This is a genomic window from Sphingomonas sp. M6A6_1c, assembly GCF_053345135.1.
In genome coordinates this window covers 194,174-213,216 of the sequence record NZ_JBKEZO010000002.1, presented here as the reverse complement: position 1 = coordinate 213,216, position 19,043 = coordinate 194,174, and the positions used below count along the sequence as shown (strand labels likewise).

General features: G+C 70.5%; 11 protein-coding genes. 1 reads left to right on the top strand and 10 read right to left on the bottom strand.

All coding sequences use genetic code 11. The features are described from left to right. Positions 1-128: 128 nt before the first annotated feature. The 4 genes from ACLBWH_RS03970 to map all read right to left on the bottom strand — a co-directional run bounded on the left by ACLBWH_RS03970 (position 129) and on the right by map (position 4,083). The gene (locus ACLBWH_RS03970; protein ID WP_447796942.1) at positions 129-1,448 is read right to left on the bottom strand and encodes an ABC1 kinase family protein; all 1,320 of its coding nucleotides are present in this window, start codon (positions 1,446-1,448) and stop codon (positions 129-131) included. Continuing rightward, positions 1,445-2,512: an SDR family oxidoreductase gene (locus ACLBWH_RS03965; RefSeq protein ID WP_447796940.1), complete on the bottom strand. Its 1,068-nt coding sequence runs from the start codon at positions 2,510-2,512 to the stop codon at positions 1,445-1,447. The genes ACLBWH_RS03970 and ACLBWH_RS03965 overlap by 4 nt, the downstream gene beginning before the upstream one ends. Before the next feature lie 66 nt (positions 2,513-2,578). After that, entirely contained in the window at positions 2,579-3,259 is a 681-nt protein-coding gene (locus tag ACLBWH_RS03960; RefSeq protein WP_447796938.1) for a GNAT family N-acetyltransferase, read from the bottom strand. Next, positions 3,256-4,083 (bottom strand): type I methionyl aminopeptidase, encoded by an 828-nt coding sequence (map, locus tag ACLBWH_RS03955; protein WP_447796936.1) that lies wholly within the window; start codon positions 4,081-4,083, stop codon positions 3,256-3,258. The genes ACLBWH_RS03960 and map overlap by 4 nt, the downstream gene beginning before the upstream one ends. 50 nt (positions 4,084-4,133) lie before the next feature. Here map and ACLBWH_RS03950 point away from each other — a divergent pair, with 50 nt between their 5' ends. Beyond that, the gene (locus ACLBWH_RS03950; RefSeq protein WP_322847584.1) at positions 4,134-4,892 is read left to right on the top strand and encodes a competence/damage-inducible protein A; all 759 of its coding nucleotides are present in this window, start codon (positions 4,134-4,136) and stop codon (positions 4,890-4,892) included. Between the two features lie 265 nt (positions 4,893-5,157). Here ACLBWH_RS03950 and ACLBWH_RS03945 read toward each other — a convergent pair whose 3' ends face one another. The 6 genes from ACLBWH_RS03945 to ACLBWH_RS03920 all read right to left on the bottom strand — a co-directional run bounded on the left by ACLBWH_RS03945 (position 5,158) and on the right by ACLBWH_RS03920 (position 18,892). After that, positions 5,158-7,068: an alpha-L-fucosidase gene (locus ACLBWH_RS03945; protein WP_447796934.1), complete on the bottom strand. Its 1,911-nt coding sequence runs from the start codon at positions 7,066-7,068 to the stop codon at positions 5,158-5,160. A gap of 43 nt (positions 7,069-7,111) precedes the next feature. Next, on the bottom strand, positions 7,112-9,433 hold the full coding sequence (locus ACLBWH_RS03940; RefSeq protein WP_447796932.1) for a GH92 family glycosyl hydrolase: 2,322 nt from the start codon (positions 9,431-9,433) through the stop codon (positions 7,112-7,114). Then, entirely contained in the window at positions 9,430-10,905 is a 1,476-nt protein-coding gene (locus ACLBWH_RS03935; RefSeq protein WP_447796930.1) for a glycoside hydrolase family 125 protein, read from the bottom strand. The genes ACLBWH_RS03940 and ACLBWH_RS03935 overlap by 4 nt, the downstream gene beginning before the upstream one ends. A 67-nt stretch (positions 10,906-10,972) precedes the next feature. After that, positions 10,973-13,519, bottom strand: coding sequence for a glycoside hydrolase family 3 C-terminal domain-containing protein (locus ACLBWH_RS03930; protein ID WP_447796928.1), 2,547 nt, complete (start codon positions 13,517-13,519; stop codon positions 10,973-10,975). Between the two features lie 472 nt (positions 13,520-13,991). Further along, on the bottom strand, positions 13,992-16,559 hold the full coding sequence (locus tag ACLBWH_RS03925) for a beta-mannosidase (RefSeq protein WP_447796927.1): 2,568 nt from the start codon (positions 16,557-16,559) through the stop codon (positions 13,992-13,994). Then, positions 16,556-18,892 carry a beta-N-acetylhexosaminidase gene (locus tag ACLBWH_RS03920; RefSeq protein ID WP_447796925.1) on the bottom strand — a complete coding sequence of 779 codons (2,337 nt, stop codon included), beginning with the start codon at positions 18,890-18,892 and terminating at the stop codon, positions 16,556-16,558. The genes ACLBWH_RS03925 and ACLBWH_RS03920 overlap by 4 nt, the downstream gene beginning before the upstream one ends. Between the last annotated feature and the right edge of the window lie 151 nt (positions 18,893-19,043).

The window sequence follows — 19,043 nt, the reverse complement described above, 5'->3', positions numbered from 1 at the left end:
ATATCCCCGTCATGCCCGACTTGATCCGGCATCCCGCTTCTTCGCACCGTCCGAAGAAGCGGGACCCCGGCGCAAGGCCGGGGTGACGGCGGGATTGGAATGGATGAAGCTCGGCAATCGTCTGCGCGTCACACCCGGCCGTCGACCATCGCGCGGATATCCACCCGCGCCTTCAGCCGGGCCGCCAATAGCGCGGTGCCGCTGATCTTGCGCTGGACGAACAAGGTGTCGGCGGGCGGGACGTGCCAGGTGGCGCGGTCGTGCGCCATCTCCATGCCCTGTTCGCGGACGACCCCGACGAAGGCGCGGTCGCCGAAGTCGAACGGGCCGGGGCGGTTGAGCTCGCCGAGGATCACGTCGATCATCGCGTCGACCAGCGGCCGGTGCCGCGCCGCCGCCGCCTCGCCCAGGAACCCCGCCGCGATCGCCGCCTCGCGGACCGCATCGCGGTTCCCGGACAGGCCGGCGGCGAGCAGGCGGCGGTAGCCGTCCGCGGTCGCCGCCGGCACCGCGCGGGCGGCGCCGAAGTCGAGCAGGACGATGCGGCCGGTCTCGGGCTGCCAGCGGTAATTGGCGAAATTGGGATCGGTCTGCATCAGCCCCCAGTCGAGCAGCTCGCGCAGCGCCAAAGCGATCAGGCTGTGCATCGCCGCGTCGCGCACCGGCTGTTCCGCGGCCTCCAGCGTCTCGATCGGGACCCCGGCGACATAGGTCATCGCGAGCACGTTCGGGGTGGTCAGCTCGGCGTGCAGCTCGGGGATGATGAAGGCGGGATCGTCGGCGAGCAAGGCGCGGTAGCGGCGCATCATCGTGCCCTCGCGCAGATAATCCGCCTCTTCGTGAAGCTGGCGTTTCGCCTCGCCGAGCAGCGGCGATACGTCGAGCTCCTTGGGCAGCAGGCCGGAGACGCGCAGCAAGGTCGCGACATTGTCGACGTCGGCGTCGATGCTCTGCATGACGCCGGGATATTGCACCTTGATCGCCAGTTCGCGACCGTCGGGCAGGCGCGCACGATGAACCTGGCCGATCGAGGCGGCGGCGATGGGATGCGCCTGAAAATGGGCGAAGCGACCGCGCCAGTCGCGGCCCCATTCCTTGGCGAGCACGGTATTGAGCTGCGCGGGCGGCATATGGTGCGCGTCGTTGCGGAGCCGGGCGAGGATCGTCGCCAGTTCGGGCGGCAGCATGTCGCCCGCGTCCATCGAGATCATCTGGCCGAGCTTCATCGCCGCGCCGCGCAGGTGCGCGAGCTGGTCGGCGACGCGCGTCGCATTGGCGGGGGTGAGCAGCAGATCGCCCATCCGCGGCCGTTCCCCCGCCGCGAGCCGCCGTGCACCCTCGGCGACGACGCCGCCACCGACCCCCGCGGCGAGACGCCCGAAGGCACCGAGCCGCGACAGCCGGCCGCTCGGCACGGCACGGCCCTTGTCGGGGCGGTCGTCGCTCATGCCGGGATCAGGCGATCGGCGCGCAGCCGCTCGAACAGCGCGAAGAAGGCGTCGTCGGTCGGCTGATAGGCGGTGAAGCCGAGGCGGCGGCTCTTCGACATATCGGTGACGACCTCGATCGGGCGGCCGAGATCGGCGTCGGTATGCCAGGGCGAGGCGAGACGGGAGAGATCGGGCTCGACAAGCCCCTCGCGCTCGGCGATGCGGCGCCAGAGGTCGGCGTCGCCGGCCATCTGCGCCTCGAGCGGCTGGACGGTGCCGTCGAACGGCGCGGCCTCGACGCCGAACCAGTCGGCGATGCGGCCCCACATCCAGCTCCAGCGGAAGACGTCGCCGTTCACCACGTTGAACGCCTCGTCCGCGGCGGCGGGCGTCACCGCCGCCCACAATAGATGACGCGCGAGCTGGCCGGCGTCGGTCATGTCGGTAAGCCCGTCCCATTGCGCCGCCGAGCCGGGGAAGCGGAACGGCCGGCCGGTCTCGCGACAAAGCGTCGCATAGACGGCGAGCGTCGTGCCCATGTTCATCGCATTGCCGACCGCCTTGCCGATCACGGTATGCGGACGGTGGACGCTCCAGGTGAAGCCGTCGCGCTCGGCCGCGGCGAACACCTCGTCCTCCTGCGCATAATAGAAATTCTCGACGTCGAGCCGGCCCTGTTCCTCGCGGAACGGGGTCTGCGGCAGCGCGCCTTTGCCATAGGCCTCGAACGGCCCGAGATAGTGTTTCAGCCCGGTGACGAGCGCGACGTGACGCGCGGTCCCGTTGTTCGCGCGCAGACCGTCGAGGAGGTTGCGGACCATCGCCGAATTGACGCGGATATTCTCCGCCTCGCTGTCCTGGCGCAGCCAGGTGGTGATGAACACCGCATCGGGGCGGATGTCGGCGAGCGCGGTGGCGGTGCCGGCGGCGTCGAGCAGATCGGCGGCGACGGGCCGGACGCCCGGCTGGTCGCCGGGGCGGCGGGCGAGACCGTGGACGGTCCATCCCTCGCTGACGAGAAGCGCTGCGGTCGCGCTGCCGACGATGCCGCTCGCACCGACGATCAATGCGTGTTTGGTCATGACTCTGCCTTTTCCGGTAAGACGCTGCCAACGCAGGCCCTGCCGCAAGGGTCCGAGATTATTGGATCAGGCGCGCTCGAACAGGCGCAGGACGAGTTCTTCGCGGGGTGCGAAGCCGAGCCGGCGGTAGAGCGCGATAGCCCCGGCGTTGTCGGCATAGCTGGTCAGGAAGGGCGTGTCGCCCGCTGCGCGGATCGCGTCGGCGACCGCGGCGATCAGCCCGGCGGCAAGACCGCGGCCGCGGAAATCGGGATGGGTGCAGACGCCGCTGACCTCGCGATGGTCGGCTAGCGCGAGCCGCATACCGGCCATTGCGGCGAGCCGCCCGTCGACGCGGATACCGAGGAAGCCGCCGAAGCGATGCGTGCGGTGGAAGAATGGGCCGGGGCGGGTCAGTCCGGCGAGCGCCAACATCTCCGCCGCATCCTCGTCGCCGAGCGCAATCGCATCGATCGTGGCGGGCGGGGGATTGGCGGCGACCATCTGCACGCAGCGCGCCGTTTTGATGCAGCGGAAGCCGGGCAGGGCGGCCGGCGGCGCCAGCTCGAACAGGCCGATCGTCTCGCCCGGCGCGACGAGGTCGGCGAGCGCGGCATGATGATCGACGTCATGCGCCGCCACCGCCGCCAATAGACCGTAATCGGGATCGAACCGGCGCGCGCCGCCGTCGCCCAGCGCCAGTGCCGCCTGTCGCGTGGTCAGCGCCTGCCAGACCGGCGCATCGAGGGGATGCGCGGACCCAGTCACTGATAGGGCGGCTGGTGATATCCGGCGGGCGAGACGGTGAAGATCTCGCAGCCGTCGTCGGTGATGCCGATCGAATGTTCGAATTGCGCCGACAGCGAACGGTCGCGGGTCACCGCGGTCCAGCCGTCGTCGAGCAGCTTCACGTCCGGGCGGCCGATGTTGATCATCGGTTCGATCGTGAAGATCATGCCGGGTTTGAGTTCGGGACCGGTGCCGGGCTTGCCGACGTGGACGACTTCGGGTGCGTCGTGGAACAGCCGGCCGAGGCCGTGGCCGCAGAAGTCGCGGACGACGCCGTAGCGGTGCTTTTCGGCATGACGCTGGATGGCATTGGCGACGTCGCCCATGTGGTTGCCGGGCTTGGCCTGCTCGATGCCGAGCATCAGGCATTCGTAGGTGACCTCGACGAGGCGCTTCGCCTTCAACGGGACGTCGCCGATCAGATACATGCGGCTCGAATCGCCGTGCCAGCCGTCGACGATCGGGGTGACGTCGACGTTGACGATGTCGCCCGACTTCAGCGTCTTTTCGGACGGGATGCCGTGGCAGACGACGTGATTGATCGAGATGCAGGTCGAATGCGTGTAGCCGCGATAGCCGAGCGTCGCCGGCACGCCGTCGCGCGCGACGATGAAATCGTAGATCAGTTTGTCGAGCTCGGCGGTCGATACGCCCGGCACCATGTGCGGGGTCAGCATGTCCAGCGTCTCGGCGGCGAGCTTGCCCGCCTTGTGCATGCCCGCGAAGGCGGCGGGGCCATGGAGCTTGATGGCGCCGGTGCGCCCTTCCGGCGCGTCGGAGGTGACGGTCACGTATTCGGTCATCGCGGCGATATAGCGTGGTCGCGGCGATTTTGCGAGGCTATGACCGGGCGATGGAGCAGGAACGTATCTGGACCGCTGCGCTGGTCGTGATCGGGGATGAGATCCTCTCCGGCCGGACGCAGGACAAGAATATCGCGCAGCTCGCGAGCTGGCTCAACGTGCAGGGCATCCGCCTCGCCGAGGTGCGCGTGGTGCCCGACCGGACCGCGGCGATCGTCGAGGCGGTCAACACCTTGCGCGCGCGCAACGATTATCTGTTCACCACCGGCGGCATCGGGCCGACGCACGACGACATCACCGTCGACGCGATCGCCGCGGCGCTCGGTGTCGGGGTGGAGCATCATCCCGAGGCGATGGCGGTGCTGGAACGCTATTACGCGACGCGCGGCGGGCTGACCGAGACGCGCGCGCGGATGGCGCGGGTGCCGGCGGGCGCGGGGCTGATCCCCAATCGCGTGTCGGGCGCGCCGGGCATCCACATCGGCAACATCTTCATCATGGCGGGGGTGCCGCACATCACCGCGGGGATGCTCGATGCGTTGACCGGGACGCTGGAAGGCGGGCGGCCGGTGGTGTCGGGGACGATCGGCTGCTGGGTCGCGGAGAGCGAGGTCGCCGACCTGCTGCGCGATGCCGAGAAGGCGCACGAGGGCGTGTCGATCGGGTCCTATCCGTTCTTCCGCGACGGGCGGACGGGGGCGAATTTCGTCGCCCGGTCCGCCGACGAGGCGGTGGTGACGCAATGCCTCGCGGATTTGACGCGCGAGCTGGAGGCCGGCGGGCGCGAGGTGATCGCCGGGGGAATCTGAGGGGGGCGCGCGTTCGCACCCGACATGGCCGGATACGTGCGGGACGATGCGGGATGATGACGGGTGCAGGGTCGCGTTTCCCTGCCTTCTCGAGACCTTCGCGAGACGCGATCCGTGACCCATCAAGCGTGTACCCCGGCGGAGGCCGGGGCCCAGTGGGGTGGAGGTTCGTGATGATTTACGAGGGCCTTCTCAAACGGGCCCCGGCCTTCGCCGGGGTGCGTCGCGGGGGGCTGACCACTTGGCGTCCCCACGTCCGCCGCGTTCAGCGCGTGAAGGCGCCGATGTCCGCGATCGCCAGTTTCTCGGCCGGCACCGCGGTCGCGGCGAAGGTCAGGCGGAGGTAGCGTAGCGGGCGCGGCGCGGTGAAGGGGATGCGTTGCGTCGCCAGCGCATATGCGATGTTCTGGAATTCGCCGTCGGCGGCGGCGGTCCAGGTCTTGCCGTCGGTGCTGGTCTCGGCGCGATAGTTGCGCGGCGGGGCGCTGACCTTGTCGGGGTGGCGCCAGGGCGTGAGGCTGAAGCCGGCGACCGTCTGCGTGGTGCCGAGGTCGAGCGTGAAGCCGGCCGGCGTCGTGGTCGGCGCGGGTTGCGACCAGATCGTCGCGCCGTCGCCATCGAGCAAAGCTTCGGCGCCGGGGGCGGTCGCGGTGACGACCTTCCAGTCGCGCGGCGAGATCAGCGTCGCGTCGCTGCTGCGCGGGGCGGCGACCGGGACCGGTGCGACGCTGCGGAACAGTGCGACTTCGCTGATCGCCGGGCAGGCGGGGGCGTCGAGGATCACCAGCCGGAGGCGGCGCGCGGCGATCGGCGCGTCGAGGCGGATGATGCGCTGCGCGCCGATCGCGGTCTTCTCGGCGAGCCGTTGCCAGCGGCCGGCGACTTCCGCCTCGATCGCGAAGCGGGTGACGCGGACGCCGAGCGGCAGATGCTCGCGGATGCGGATCAGGTCGAAGTTGCGGTTCGGCGGCAGGTCGAGCGTCAGCGTCGGCGTGGTGACGCGGTCGGGCGTCGACCAATAGGTATCGCGATCGCCGTCGAGCACCCGGGCCGGTGCGAACGCCGCGCCGCGGGTGGCGCTCGCCGAGGCGATCGCGCCCTTTGCGAGGTCGGTGGCGAAGCTCGCCTCAAGCGCCGCGCCGAAGCTCTTGAGGACGGCGACGTCGTGATCGGGGATGCGACCGCGGCGATCGGGCGGCAGGTTGAGGTTGAGGTTGGTGCCGCGGCCGATCGATTCGTCGTGCAGGCGGATCAGCCGCTGCGGGTCCTTGACCTTGGCGTCCTCGTCGGGGTGATAGAACCAGCCCGGGCGGATCGACACGTCGGTTTCCGCCGGCCACCACAAGGCGCCGTTGCGGACGCCGCTATTGCCCTCGGACTGGACATAGGGGTGGTCGGGCATCGTCGGCCAGCAGGGATCGCCGGCGACGCCGTCCTCGTTGCCGACCCAGCGGATGTCGGCGCCGAGCGGGTCGAAGGTGCAGGCCAGCGGCTGATGCTGGTGGACGAGTGCGATGATCGACGGCCAGTTGTAATATTTGGGCGCATCGATCTTGCGGGTTTCCTTGGCGCCGCCGTAATAACCGTCGCCGCCATTGGCGCCGTCGAACCAGAATTCGAACAATTCGCCATAGCGGGTGCACAGTTCGACCACCTGCTTGCGATAATAATCGACATAGGCGGGGCGGCCGTATTCGGGGTGGTTGCGATCCCAGGGGGAGAGATAGAGACCGAAGGCGAGGCCGGCGCGGCGCGTCGCCTGTTCCATCTCGCGGACGATGTCGCCCTTGCCGTTCTTATACGGGCTGTTGCGGATGCAATGTTCGGTGAGCTGCGTCGGCCACAGGCAGAAGCCGTCGTGATGCTTGGCGGTGAGGATGATGCCGCGCATGCCGCCCGCCTTCGCCGCGGCGACGATCTGGTCGGGTGCGAAGTCGGTCGGGTCGAACAGCGCCGGGCTCTCGTCGCCATAGCCCCATTCGCGATTGGTGAAGGTGTTGATCGAGAAATGGACGAAGGCGTAGCGCTCGCGCCGGTGCCAGACGAGTTGGCGCGGCGACGGGGTGGCGCCATAGGGGGCGGGCGCGTTCGCCGGGGCGGTCGTGGCGGCGAACGCGGGGGTGGCGGTCGCGGCAAGGCCCGAGGCGATGAGGGTGCGGCGGCTGAGGTCGTTCACGGGGTGGCTCTCCGGATGCTGTAACAAGGTGCGGCATGCGCGGTCACGCGGCGCCGCGGCCGTTCGACGGCGGGCGGTCGGCCTTGGCCTGGCCGAAGCTCTTCACCGGCGTCGCGCTCATCGTGAAGGTGAGGCGGCCGCCCTGCATCAGCTCGGCATGGCTGATCCAGTTCTTCGTCCACGGCTTGCCGTTGCGGCTGACCGAGCGGACATAGGGTGTGTCGGCGCGATTGCCGGGCGCCTCGATCGTCAGGCGCTTGCCGCCGGGCAGGCGGATCTCGGCGCGTTCGAACAGCGGCGAGCCGAAGACGTACACCGCCTCGACCGGATCGACCGGGTAGAAGCCGAGCGACGACAGCACGAACCAGGCGCTCATCTGGCCGCAATCGTCGTTGCCGATGATGCCGTCAGGGTCGTTCTTGTACATCTCGACACACAATCGGCGGACCATCGCCTGCGTCTTCCACGCCGCGCCGGTATAGGCGTAGAGATAGGCGACGTGGTGATTGGGTTCGTTGCCGTGCGCATACTGGCCGACGAGGCCGCTGATGTCGGGCGGCGCGTTGGCGGGGAGCGTCGAGGGCGCGGTGAACAGCGCGTCGAGCCGGGCCTCGAACGCGGCGTCGCCGCCCATATGGGCGATCAGGCCGTAGACGTCGTGCTGGTTGAGGAAGGTCGCCTGCCAGCCGTTCGCCTCGGTATAGTCGCGCCACCAGGGTTTGGGCATATGGCCGAGCTGGATGGGATCGTAGGGGCTCCACCAGCGGCCGTCGGCGAAGCGAGGCTTGGCGAAGCCGGCCTTGCCGTCGATGACGTTGCGCCAATTGCCCGAGCGCTTGAGCAGCCGGTCCGCCTCCGCCGTCCGGCCGGCGGCGCGGGCGAGATGCGCCGAGGCCCAGTCGTCATAGGCATATTCCTGCGTCCGGCTGACGCTTTCGAACCAGACGTCGGCGGGCACATAGCCCTTGGCGTCGTAGACGTCGCGGCCCTTGCTGTTGTCGCGATCGGGGGCGGTGAAGTCGAAGCTGCGCTTGACGATCGCGGGCCAGGCGGCGGCGTAGTCCGCCTTTATGCCCTTCGCCTGCGCCTCGGCGAGGACGGAGACGGCGTGCCAGCCGATCATCGTGCCGGTCTCGACGCCCTGCAACGGCCAGACCGGCGGGCCGTAGACGCTCTGCTGCGTCTGGCGGATTAGGTCGGCGACGAGGCTTTGCGCCTTGTCGGGCGCGACGATGGTGAGCAGCGGGTGGAGCGCGCGATAGGTGTCCCACAGCGAATAGCTGCTGTACGCCGCCTCGCCCGCGGCGAGCGCGTGCGGCTTGCGATCGAGGCCGATATAGCGACCGTCGACGTCGGAGAAGAGCGTCGGCGCGATCAGCGCGTGGTAGAGCGCGGAGGCGAAGATGGTGCGCTGGTCGGCGGTGCCGCCCTCGACGCGCATCGCGTCGAACTCGCGTGTCCAGGCGGCCTGCGCGGCGCGGCGGACGGCGTCGAAGTCCCAGCTCCGGCCCTCGGCGGCGAGGTTGGCGCGGGCGCCGGCGACGTCGACGCCCGAGATGCCGCAGCGGATGAGGATCGGCGCGGCGCCGGCGTCGTCATAATGGAGGACGGCCTTGAGCCGCATGCCCGCGACCGTGCGGGTGCCGGCGGGCTGCTCGGCATCGCCGTCGCCGTAGAGGGTGACGCGGCTCGGCGCGCGCGAGACCTGGAGCGCGAAGTGGATGTGGCGGCCCTTCGCCCAGCGGTGGACGGTACGGCTGCCGGTCAGCGTGCCGTCGGGGTCGAGCGTCAGGCTGGCGTCGGTGACGAGCGGCGGCTGGTCGGTCTTGTCGAGGATCAGATGCGAGAGGTCGACGAGGATGTGGGCGGGGCCGGCGGGGAAGGTGTAGCGGTGGTAGCCGGTGCGTTCGGTCACCGTCAGCTCGGCGCGGACGCCGGTCTCGAGCGCGACGCGATAATAGCCGGGCTCGGCATGTTCGGCGGTGAAGCGCTGGCGGTAGCCCGCGTCGGGGTTGTCGAGCGGGCCGGGGAGGAGCTGGACGGGGCCGCGGGTCGGCACGACCAGCACGTCGAGCATGTCGCCGATGCCGGTGCCCGACAGATGCGTGTGGCTGAACCCCATGATCGACGTGTCGGTGCGGTGATAGCCCGAGCAGGCGTCCCAGCGCTCGACGTCGGTGTCGGGGTTGAGCTGGACCATGCCGAAGGGCAGGGTCGCGCCGGGATAGGTGTGGCCGTGGCCGCCGGTGCCGATGAAGAGGTTGGCGGCGGCGGGTACCGGTGCGGCGGCGAGCGCGGGGAGCGGCAGGCCGGCGGCGGCGGTGCCGGCGATGAGGGTGCGGCGGGAGATCGTGCCTAAAGTCATAGGGGCGCCTTCAGCAATGCGGGTCGGGTGGCGGCGAGATGGAGGATGAGCTCGCCGAACAGGCCGTTGGCCCAGGCGAACCAGCTTCGGGTGAACTTGGCGGGATCGTCCCGGTCGAAGCTTTCGTGGATGAAGCCGGTGCCGCCGTCGGTGTCGCGCAGGGTGCGCAGGGTGGCGCGGATCGTGGCGTCGTCGGTGGCGGAGAGGGCGCGGATGGTGAGCGACATCGGCCAGATCTGGCCGGCGCCGACGTGCGGGCCGCCGATGCCCTCGCCGGCCTTGCCGCGGAAGAACCAGGGGTTGGCGTCGCTCCAGCAGGCCGCCTGGGTGCGCTGCCACAGCGGGCCGGCGGGGTCGACGCAGCCGAGATAGGCGAGGCCGGAGAGGCTGGGGACGTTGGCGTCGTCCATGAAGACGGCGTTGCCGTAGCCGTCGACCTCATAGGCCCAAACTTCACTACCGTCGCGCAGACGCATCGTGCCGTGTGCCTTGAGCGCTGCCGCGACCTCCGCCGCCAGCTCGGTGGCCGATTTGGCTAAGTCATCGTCATTGCGTGCTTCTTTGGCGACGGTGGCGAGTTCGCGCAGCGCCGTCACGGCGAAGAGGTTGCTGGGGACGAGGAAGGGGTAGAGGCAGGCGTCGTCCGAGGGGCGGAAGCCCGAATGGATCAGGCCGACCGGCCGCGTCGGGTTGCCGTGGCCCCAGAGCAACGTCTCGGTCGGCTGCGGCGCGGAACGGCGGAAGCTGTAGGGGCCGGGGCCGTCCTTGCGCTGCTGTTCGCGGAAGGTGCGGATGCTGGCGCGGGCCGCCTCCGCCCAGGTCGCGTCGAACGGCGCCGCGTCGCCGGTGGCCCGCCAATAGCCGTGCGCGAGGCGCATCGGGTAGCAGAGCGAGTCGATCTCCCATTTCCGCTCGGCGACGCCGGGCTTCATCTCGGTCTCGTCCTTCTGCGACCATTCGAGGTTCGACCTGGCGGCCGGATCCTCCATGAAGGCGTTGGCATAGGGATCGAGCAGGATGCAGCGCGACTGGCGCGCGATCAGGCCGCGGACCAGCCGGCGCAGCTCGGGCGCCTGTCTGGCGAGGTGGAGATAGGGTTTCACCTGCGCCGAGGAATCGCGCAGCCACAGGCAGGGGATATCGCCGGTGATGACGAAGGCGTCGGGCGCCGCCGCGGTGCCGCCCATCCGGACGGTGGTGTCGAGCGTGTTCGGATAGCAATTGCCGAACATCCAGCGCAGCTTGGCGTCGCCGATCTTCGCCGAGACGCGGGCAAGCTCGCGCTCGACCGCCGGGCTGGCGAAGCGGCGGTCGGCGGGGACTGGGCGTTTCGAGGGGAATTGCGGTGCGGCGAAGGCGGGGGTGGCGAGCGTCGCCGCCGACGCGGCGGTCGCGGCGAGGAAGTGGCGGCGGTTGAGGGGCTGATCCCCGGCGGAGGCCGGGGTCCAGTTGGGTTGGCGGTGGTGGGTCATCGTGAACGTCCCCCAACTGGGCCCCGGCCTGCGCCGGGGTACGGGGTGGGTGTTGCAAGGCGGCGCATCACTTGGGCAGCTCCGTGTCGGCACCCGTGACGGTGAAGGCGAACCATTGGCCGGCACCGTCGCCGGGCTGGCCGCCGCCGACGTAGAGGCGATAGGCGCCGGGCACGACGTGGCGGCGACCGTCGTGGTCGACGATGCTCATCGCCCGCGGATCGAGCGTGAAGGCGACCCTGGCGCTCTTGCCGCGCGCGATGGCGACACGCTGGAAGCCGACGAGCTGGCGCTGGAGGACCGGCGTGTTGCCGCCCGCCGGCTTGGCCGCCGGGGGCACGAGATAGGCCTGGACGACTTCCTCACCGTCTCGCGCGCCGGTGTTGGCGACGCTCGCCTCGACGCGCAGGTCGCTGCCTGCCACCACCGAGGCCGGGCCGCGCGGCGCGGCGTAGCGGAAGCTGGTGTAACTCATGCCGTGGCCGAACCCCCACAAGGGCTTGCCGGTGAAATAGCGGTAGGTGCGTTCCTTCATGCCGTAATCGGTGAAGGCGGGCAGGTCGGTGGTCGCGTGGTAGAGCGTCACCGGCAAGCGGCCGGCGGGATTGACCGTGCCTGACAGCACGTCGGCGAGCGCGGTGCCGCCCGCCTCGCCCGCATACCAATTGGCGAGGATCGCATCGGCGGCGGCGGGATCGACCGACACCGCGCTGCCGCTGGTCAGGACGAGGACGATCGGCTTGCCGGTCGCCTTGAGCGCGGCGAGCAGCCGAAGCTGCGGCGCGGGCAGCGCGATGTCGGTGCGGTCGCCGCCGACGAAGCCGGGGACCGAGACGGACAGCGCCTCGCCCTCCAGATCGGGCGACAGGCCGGTGACGACGACGGCGACATCCGCCTGTTTCGCCGCGGCGACCGCCTGCGCGAGCAGGGGTTCGGCGGGGGGCAGCCACAGCAGGCGGAAGCTGTCGTCCTCCGACCGGTGATCGAGGAGGATGTCGATCGGCTGCGGCGTGCCGTCGCTGTCGATGACGAGGTCGACGCGGCCCTTGGGCAGGTCGCCGTCGTGGAGCGTCTTGCCGCCGAGCGTCAGTCTGGCGCGGTCGTGGACGCGGCAGTCCTTCCAGCATTGCGTCTGATCGAGGATCAGATGGTAGCGGCCGGGGGCGGGGGGGACGAACTCGCCGGTCCAGCGCGCGGTATAACCGGTCGCGGGCAGGCCGGGCGCGGGCGGCGCGCGATTGACGTCGAGATCGATGCGGCGGTCCTGGCGGACGGTCGGCGCGCCGCTGCCGCCCGTATACGTCGCGCGCAGGCCGGGCTTGCCGTCGGCGCGCAGGGCGGTTTCGGGGACGACGATCGCCGCGGTCTCGGCGAGCAGCGAGCCCTGCGCATAGCTGATGTTGGCGGCGCCGAAGCGGGTGCGCAGGCCGTCGAGCGGGGTGACCGGGGCGACCGCGGTGCCATGGTAATTGCCCTGCAACACGCCGAGGTCGTCGGCATTGGCGCCGATCACCGCGATCTTCGCGCCGGGTTTCAGCGGCAGGCGGTTGGCGTTGTTCTGGAGCAGGACGATCGACTTGCGCGCGGCGTCGAGCGCGGCGGCGTGATGCGCGGGCGTGGCGACCTCGCTCGCGGGAATCGTGCCGTACGGGCTGGTGCCGCCGAAGGCGATGCCGAGCGCGCGGCGGGCGCGCAGCGCGCGGGTCAGTGCGGTATCCACCTCCGCCTGGGTGACGAGGCCTTCGGCGAGCGCCTGCGGCAGGGCGCCATAGGCATTGCCGCAATTGACGTCGGTGCCGCCGCGGATCGCCGCCGCGGCGGCGCCCGCGCTGTCCTTGCGATAATGGTGGTAGACGCTGATGTTGCTCACCGCGTCGCAATCGGAGACGGTGAAGCCGGTGAACCCCCAATCGTGGCGCAGCCGGTCGTTCATCAGCCACGAGACGGCGCAGGCCGGCACGCCGTGGATGCTGTTGTAGGCGCACATCAGCGAGGTCGCCTTGCCCTCGATGATCGCGCGGCGGAAGGCGGGAAGGTAGGTCGCCTCGAGATCCTGCGGGCTGGGATCGACGTCGAAGCTGTCGCGGCCGGCTTCGGGGCCGCTGTGGACGGCGAAATGCTTGGGCGTGGCGACGACGCGGGGATGGCTGGGATCGGGTCCCTGCAGGCCGTGGATGAAGGCGACGCCGAGCGAGCCGGTGAGATACGGGTCCTCGCCATAGGTCTCCTGCCCGCGGCCCCAGCGCGGATCGCGGAAGATATTGATGTTGGGCGACCAGATCGTCAGCCCTTCGTAGATGCGGCGATTGGCGGCGACCGGTCTGGCGTTGAACTTGGCGCGCGCCTCGGTGCTGACGATCGTGCCGACGCGGTTCATCACGTCGACGTCCCAGGTCGCGGCAAGGCCGATCGCCTGCGGGAAGACGGTGGCATAGCCGTCGCGGGCGAGGCCGTGCAGCCCTTCGCTCCACCAATCGTAGGCGGGCAGGCCGGCGGCGGGGTCGGCGGGCGCGGTGCTCTGCAGCTGCGCGGCCTTGCGCTCGGGGGACATGGTGGCGACCGTCGCGGCGATCGGATCGGCGGCTTGCGCGAGCAGGAGGAGGACGGGGATCATACGGACGCTCCGGGGGAGGGGTTTGCGCGCGAAGGCGCGGAGGACGCAGAGGGGTGGTGCGGCGTGGTGGCGTGCGCTGCGGTGTCGCGGCGGGGGCCGGGGACCATTTGGGGGACGTAGGCGATGGTGTGCCGCCGCTCCGACTTACCCGTGCTCCTGCGGACGCAGGAGCCCAGGGTGGCGGGTCCTGCTAGGCCCTGGGTTCCCGCGTTCGCGGGAACACTGGGGGGTCGCGCGAAGGCGCGAAGGCGCGAAGAGATGAGTAGCGAGAGGGGGTTCGCGCGGAGGCGCGGAGGCGCGGAGGGGATATTGGCGGAGCCGCGGCGCGCTCTTGCGCCGGGGACGTTCGCCGCCGGGGGGATTTCCTGGGCAGCAGCGCCGCGGGGGCTTCGCGCCGCTGGGCGCACGTCTCTTCGCGGCTTCGCGGCTTCGCGTGATGCCGGTCCGGACGCGATGAGACGGGCGCGCGGCATCAGCGGGCGAGCGTCCGCAGCGTCGGGGTCTGTTTGCCGGTGAGCGTCACCGTGATGCTTTCGCCGGGCAGCAGGTCGAAGCCGTTGTCGGACGCCTGTCCGGGGGTGTCGCCCATGTCGATCATCACCGCGCGCGCGAGGTTGGTGGCTGTGATCGTCGCGGTGTCGCCCGAGCGGCGCAGCGTCAGGCCGGGGTTCGGATAGGCCATGTCCCTGGGGACGAGACGCTCGACGATGGTGCGGCTGACGGTGCGGCCGTCGATGAGCAGTTCGGCGACGGCGTAGCTCTGCGCCGGCGCGGCGGTGCCGAACAGATCGGCGTCGGGCAGCGTCGCGACCGTCGCCGCGGAGAGCGGGGCGAGCGTCGCGGCCTCCTCGCGGGTCGACAGCGTCGCGCCGGTCATGTCGCGGACGGTCAGCCGCCAACGGGCCGGCAGCGGCGTGGTTGCGTCGGAGAGCAGCACGACGCGAGTCGCGCCGTCCTTGTGCTCGGCGACGATCGCCTGCGGGGCGAAGAAGCGCTTCGCTTCATATTGCAGCAGCTTCCATTGGCCGAGATGGTCGATGCTCGCCCAGCTTACCGAGGGCCAGACGTCGTTGAGCTGCCAGAACAGCGAGCCCATCGTCACCGGGCGGCAGGCGCGGTGATGGCGCGCGGCGAGGCCGATCGCCTGTGCCTGGTCGACCTGCGTCAGATAGACGAAATCGGCGAAGTCCTTCGCCGGGCGCAGCCGTTGGTCGAGGTAGAATTGGAGGCGGGCATTGCCCTCGCCGGACAGGAACTTCTGGTGCGCCTTCATCACCGCGCTGTCGGCGGCGAGCGGCTCAGGTCCGGCGAAATCGCGGATCGTCGCCATCGTCGGCATCGACTGGAAACCGTATTCGGACATGAAGCGCGGGCAATGATCGAGATATTGCTCGACCGGCTTGGAGCCGGACCAGACGTCCCAGAAATGACGGTCGCCGTTGGCGTCGGTGTCGACCGGGCCTTCATAGTCGGTCGACGGCGAACCGGGCATGTAGGGCGTGCCGGGGCTGTTGCGGGTGACCGCGTCGCGCAGCACGCGATCGAACAGCACCGCCATGCCGGCGCCGATCCGCTCCTGCTCGTCGGGGCCGACCGCGGTCTTGAACGCCTTGCGATCGGACCAATTCTCCCAGCCCGACAGGACTTCGTTGTTGCCGGTCCAGATGACGATCGAAGGATGGTCGCCGAGGCGCGCGACCTGTTCGTCGGCCTCGATGCGGACGTTCTCGCGGAACGCCGCGTCGGGGGGCGTGACCGAGCCGCCGAACATGAAATCCTGCCAGACCATCAGGCCCATGCGATCGGCCATCTCGTAGAAGGCGTCGTCGAGATAATAGCCGCCGCCCCAGATGCGGATCATGTTCATATGCGCATCGCGCGCGCCGGTGAGCAGCGACTGCATCTCGGCGCGATCGACGCGGGCGGGGAAGCTGTCGAACGGGATGAGGTTGGCGCCCTTGGCGAACACGGGCGTGCCGTTGACGATGAAGCCGAACGCGCCGTTCCGGCGATCGAGCGCGACGGTGCGCAGGCCGATGCGGCGCTGGCTGCGATCGGATTCGACGCCGTCGACGATCAGGCTGGTGGCGACGGCGTAGAGCGGCTGCGCGCCATAGCCGACCGGCTGCCAGCGCTGCGGTGTGGCGACGGTGAGCGGGATGGCGACGGCGTTGCTGCCGGGCGCGACCGCCACCGGGCGGTCGATCGTCTGCGTGGTGCCGTCGGGCGCGGTGAGAAGGGTGCGCAGCGTCACCGTCCGGGCGCGGTCGGCGACGATCGTCGCGCGCGCGGTGAGCCGCGCCTCGGCGTCGTTGAGCGCGTCCTGCTCGACGCGCAGCGTGTCGAGGCGTGCCTCGTCCCACGCCTCGAGCCGGGCGGGGCGCCACAGGCCGATGGTGACGATGCGCGGACCCCAGTCCCAGCCATATTGGTATTTGGGCTTGCGGATATAGGGCGAGGTCTGGCGGTCGCCGGGATCGTCCTTGAACGCGGACACGTATTCGCCGGGCAGCGGATGCTGTTCGGCGAGGACGAGCGGCGCGAGCTGCTTGATCGGCGAGGCGATGGTGACGAGGATCTCGTTGGCGCCGGCCTTGAGCAGCGACTTGGCGTCGGCGCGCCAGCGGCGGTGGGCGTTGTCGGCGGAGAGCAGCACCGTGCCGTTGACGCGAACGGTGGCGAAGGTGTCGAGCCCGTCGAACACGAGGTCGAGGTGGTCGCGCGCCAACATCGCCGAGGTGACCGACAGGCGGGTGCGAAACTGCCAGTCGGACAGGCCGACCCATTGGATCGCGGCTTCGTTGGTGCCCTTGAACGGATCGGGGACGCGCTTGGCGGCGATGAGGTCCTGCTGGACGCTGCCGGGGACGCGCGCGGGGAGCCAGCGCGTCTCCTTGGGGTGCGCCTTGGCGGCGGCGTCGGCGGGATCGAGGCGGACCTGCCAGTCGCGATCCAGCGGCACCGCGTCGCGGGGGGCGGCATAGGCGGGGGTCAGCGCGAGCAGCGCCAGCGTGAGCAGGGCGGGGCGGAGGGGCTTCACTGATTGGGCTCCGTCAGTTGCACGCGCTCGACCGCATAGAGCGGGTCGGACAGCGGCGAGGTGAATTGCAGGCAGAGGTCGGGATCGCCGCTGCGCCGGGCGACGGGCGCGATGACGCGGAAGCGGTTGGGCGCGGTCGCGGGGTCGGGCAGCGGGAAGGTCGCGACCACCGGCGGACGCGGGCCGTCCTTGACCGGGCAGCCGGCGGTGACGACCAGTTCGCCATGAGGGGTGACGTTATAATGCCCGCGCAGCTGGCCGACGTCGTGGGCGAGGCCGAACGGGCGCGGCAGGCGGGCGATGTCGAGCGTGATGCCGCTCGCCACGTCGAGCGGCGCGGCGGGATAGACGGAGCAGGTGTCGAACAGGTCGATGTTGAACGCGGGCGCGTCGGCGGTGGCGTCGGCGGTCAGCGGCACGCGCAGCGCGAGCGCGCCGGTCGGGCAGGCGATCAGGTCGCCGTTGCCGCGGGCGAGCAGCGCGGCGCGGCCGGTCGCGAAGGCGCGCGGGGTGGCGAGCGGGATGCCGCTGCTATCGAACGCGGCGGCGCGGATCGTCGCGCCGGGAGCCAGCGTCAGCGGAACGGCATAGGCGCGCGAGCGCGGCGTGGGGTCCTTGCCGTCGAGCGTGTAGCGGATCGTGCCGAGCGGCGCCTGCGTCGCCAGCGCCACCGTCACCCGGCCGGCACGCAGCGCGTCGCCGCGGCGGCCCTGGATCGTGTAACCGACCGCGAAGGTGCTGTCCGCCACCGCCAGTCCCGACCGGCGCCAGCGCGCGAGCTGCGGCTGGACGCGCGACACGAAGCCGGGGAAGTCGCGTGCGGCCTTGGCGGACCAGGTGATCTCGGCAAGTGCGGCGGCGCGCGGGAAGATCGCATGCTGCACCTGCGACGCGGTGATGAGGTATTCGCTGAACGCATTGCCCTGCGCGCCGAGGACATGGCCCGCCTTGTCGGGGGCGATGCCCGCGGGCATCGGATCGTAGCGATAGAGGTCGGCGAGCGTCTGGACGGCGAGGCGGCCGGGCGGTTCGTCGTCGCGGCGGCTTTGCGAATTGTCGAGGTAGAGCGTCGGGCCGGGCGACAGCACGACGTCGTGGCCGCGCGTCGCCGCCTCGACCGCGCCCTTGTCGCCGCGCCACGACATCACCGAGGCCGACGGCGGCAGCTCGCCCTCGAGGATCTCGTCCCAGCCGATCAGGCGGCGGTCGTGTTTGGCGAGATAGGCGCCGAGCTGGTCGATCAGCCAGCTTTGCATCTGCATCTCGGTCTTCAGGCCGAGCGAAGCCATCTGCGCCTGCACCTGCGGCGAGCGTTCCCATTGGTCCTTGACCGCCTCGTCGCCGCCGAGGTGGATGTACGGGCCGGGGAAGACGGCGAGCAGTTCGTCGAGGATGTCCTCGACGAAGCGCACCGTCTCGGGCCGCGGGTTGAGCAGATAGGGGTTCACGCCCCAATCGTGGCCGACCGCGGGGCGATCGCCGAGCACGCCATGCTCTGGATAGGCGGCGACCAGCGCCTGGGCGTGGCCGGGCAGGTCGATCTCGGGGACGATGACGATGCCGCGCTCGGCGGCGTAGGCGACGAGGCCGCGCAATTCGTCCTGCGTATAGAAGCCGCCGACGCGCGGGCCGGGTGCGCCGCCTGCCGACGGCGGGGTACGCCATGCGCCGACGTCGGTGAGCCGCGGGTAGCGCTTGACCTCGAACCGCCAGCCCTGATCGTCGGTGAGGTGGAGATGGAGCGTGTTGAGCTTCACCGACGCCATCTGGTCGACGATGCCGCGGAGGAAGCCGATCGGCTGGAAGTGGCGCGCAGCGTCGATCATCAGCCCGCGCCATGCGAAGCGCGGCGCGTCGGCGATGGCGAGCGCGGGCACCGCGACCGGCCGGCCGTAGTCGCGATCGGGGCTGAGCAATTGCGCCAGCGTCATCGCGCCGTGGACGAGGCCACGGTCGCCCGAGGCGGCGATGCGGATGCCGCGGGCGTCGACGTCGAGCCGATAGGCCTCGTCGCCGGCGATCGTCGCATCGCGGACGAAGCGGATTGGTGCGTCGCCGTCGATCGGGGCGAGGGTGAGGCCGCGTTCGACGCGGACGTGCGCGGCGAGCAGCCGGGCGGCGGCCTGCGCGCCCGCGTCGCCGGCGGGAACCGCGAGCCGGGCGCCGTCGGCGACGGTGAAGCTGCCGCTGCCGCGCGTCACGGTCTGTGGCATCGGCACGAGCGGCAAGGGGGCAGGAGCGGTCCGGGCAGGCGAGATCTGGGCGGTCGCGGCGGACGACAGCAGCGCCAGAACGCCGCCGACGATGGTCGCGAAACTGACATGCTCCCTCATGACAACCCCTTGGTCCTGTTTTGGTATTTGATGGTATCTTGCAGGACCGATCCCGCGGCGTCCATGCCTGACGCGCAAAAAAAGACCCCGGCGATCGCAATGCGATGCCGGGGCTGAAGGCCGGAGCATCCCCAAGGGGGGGGATGCTCTG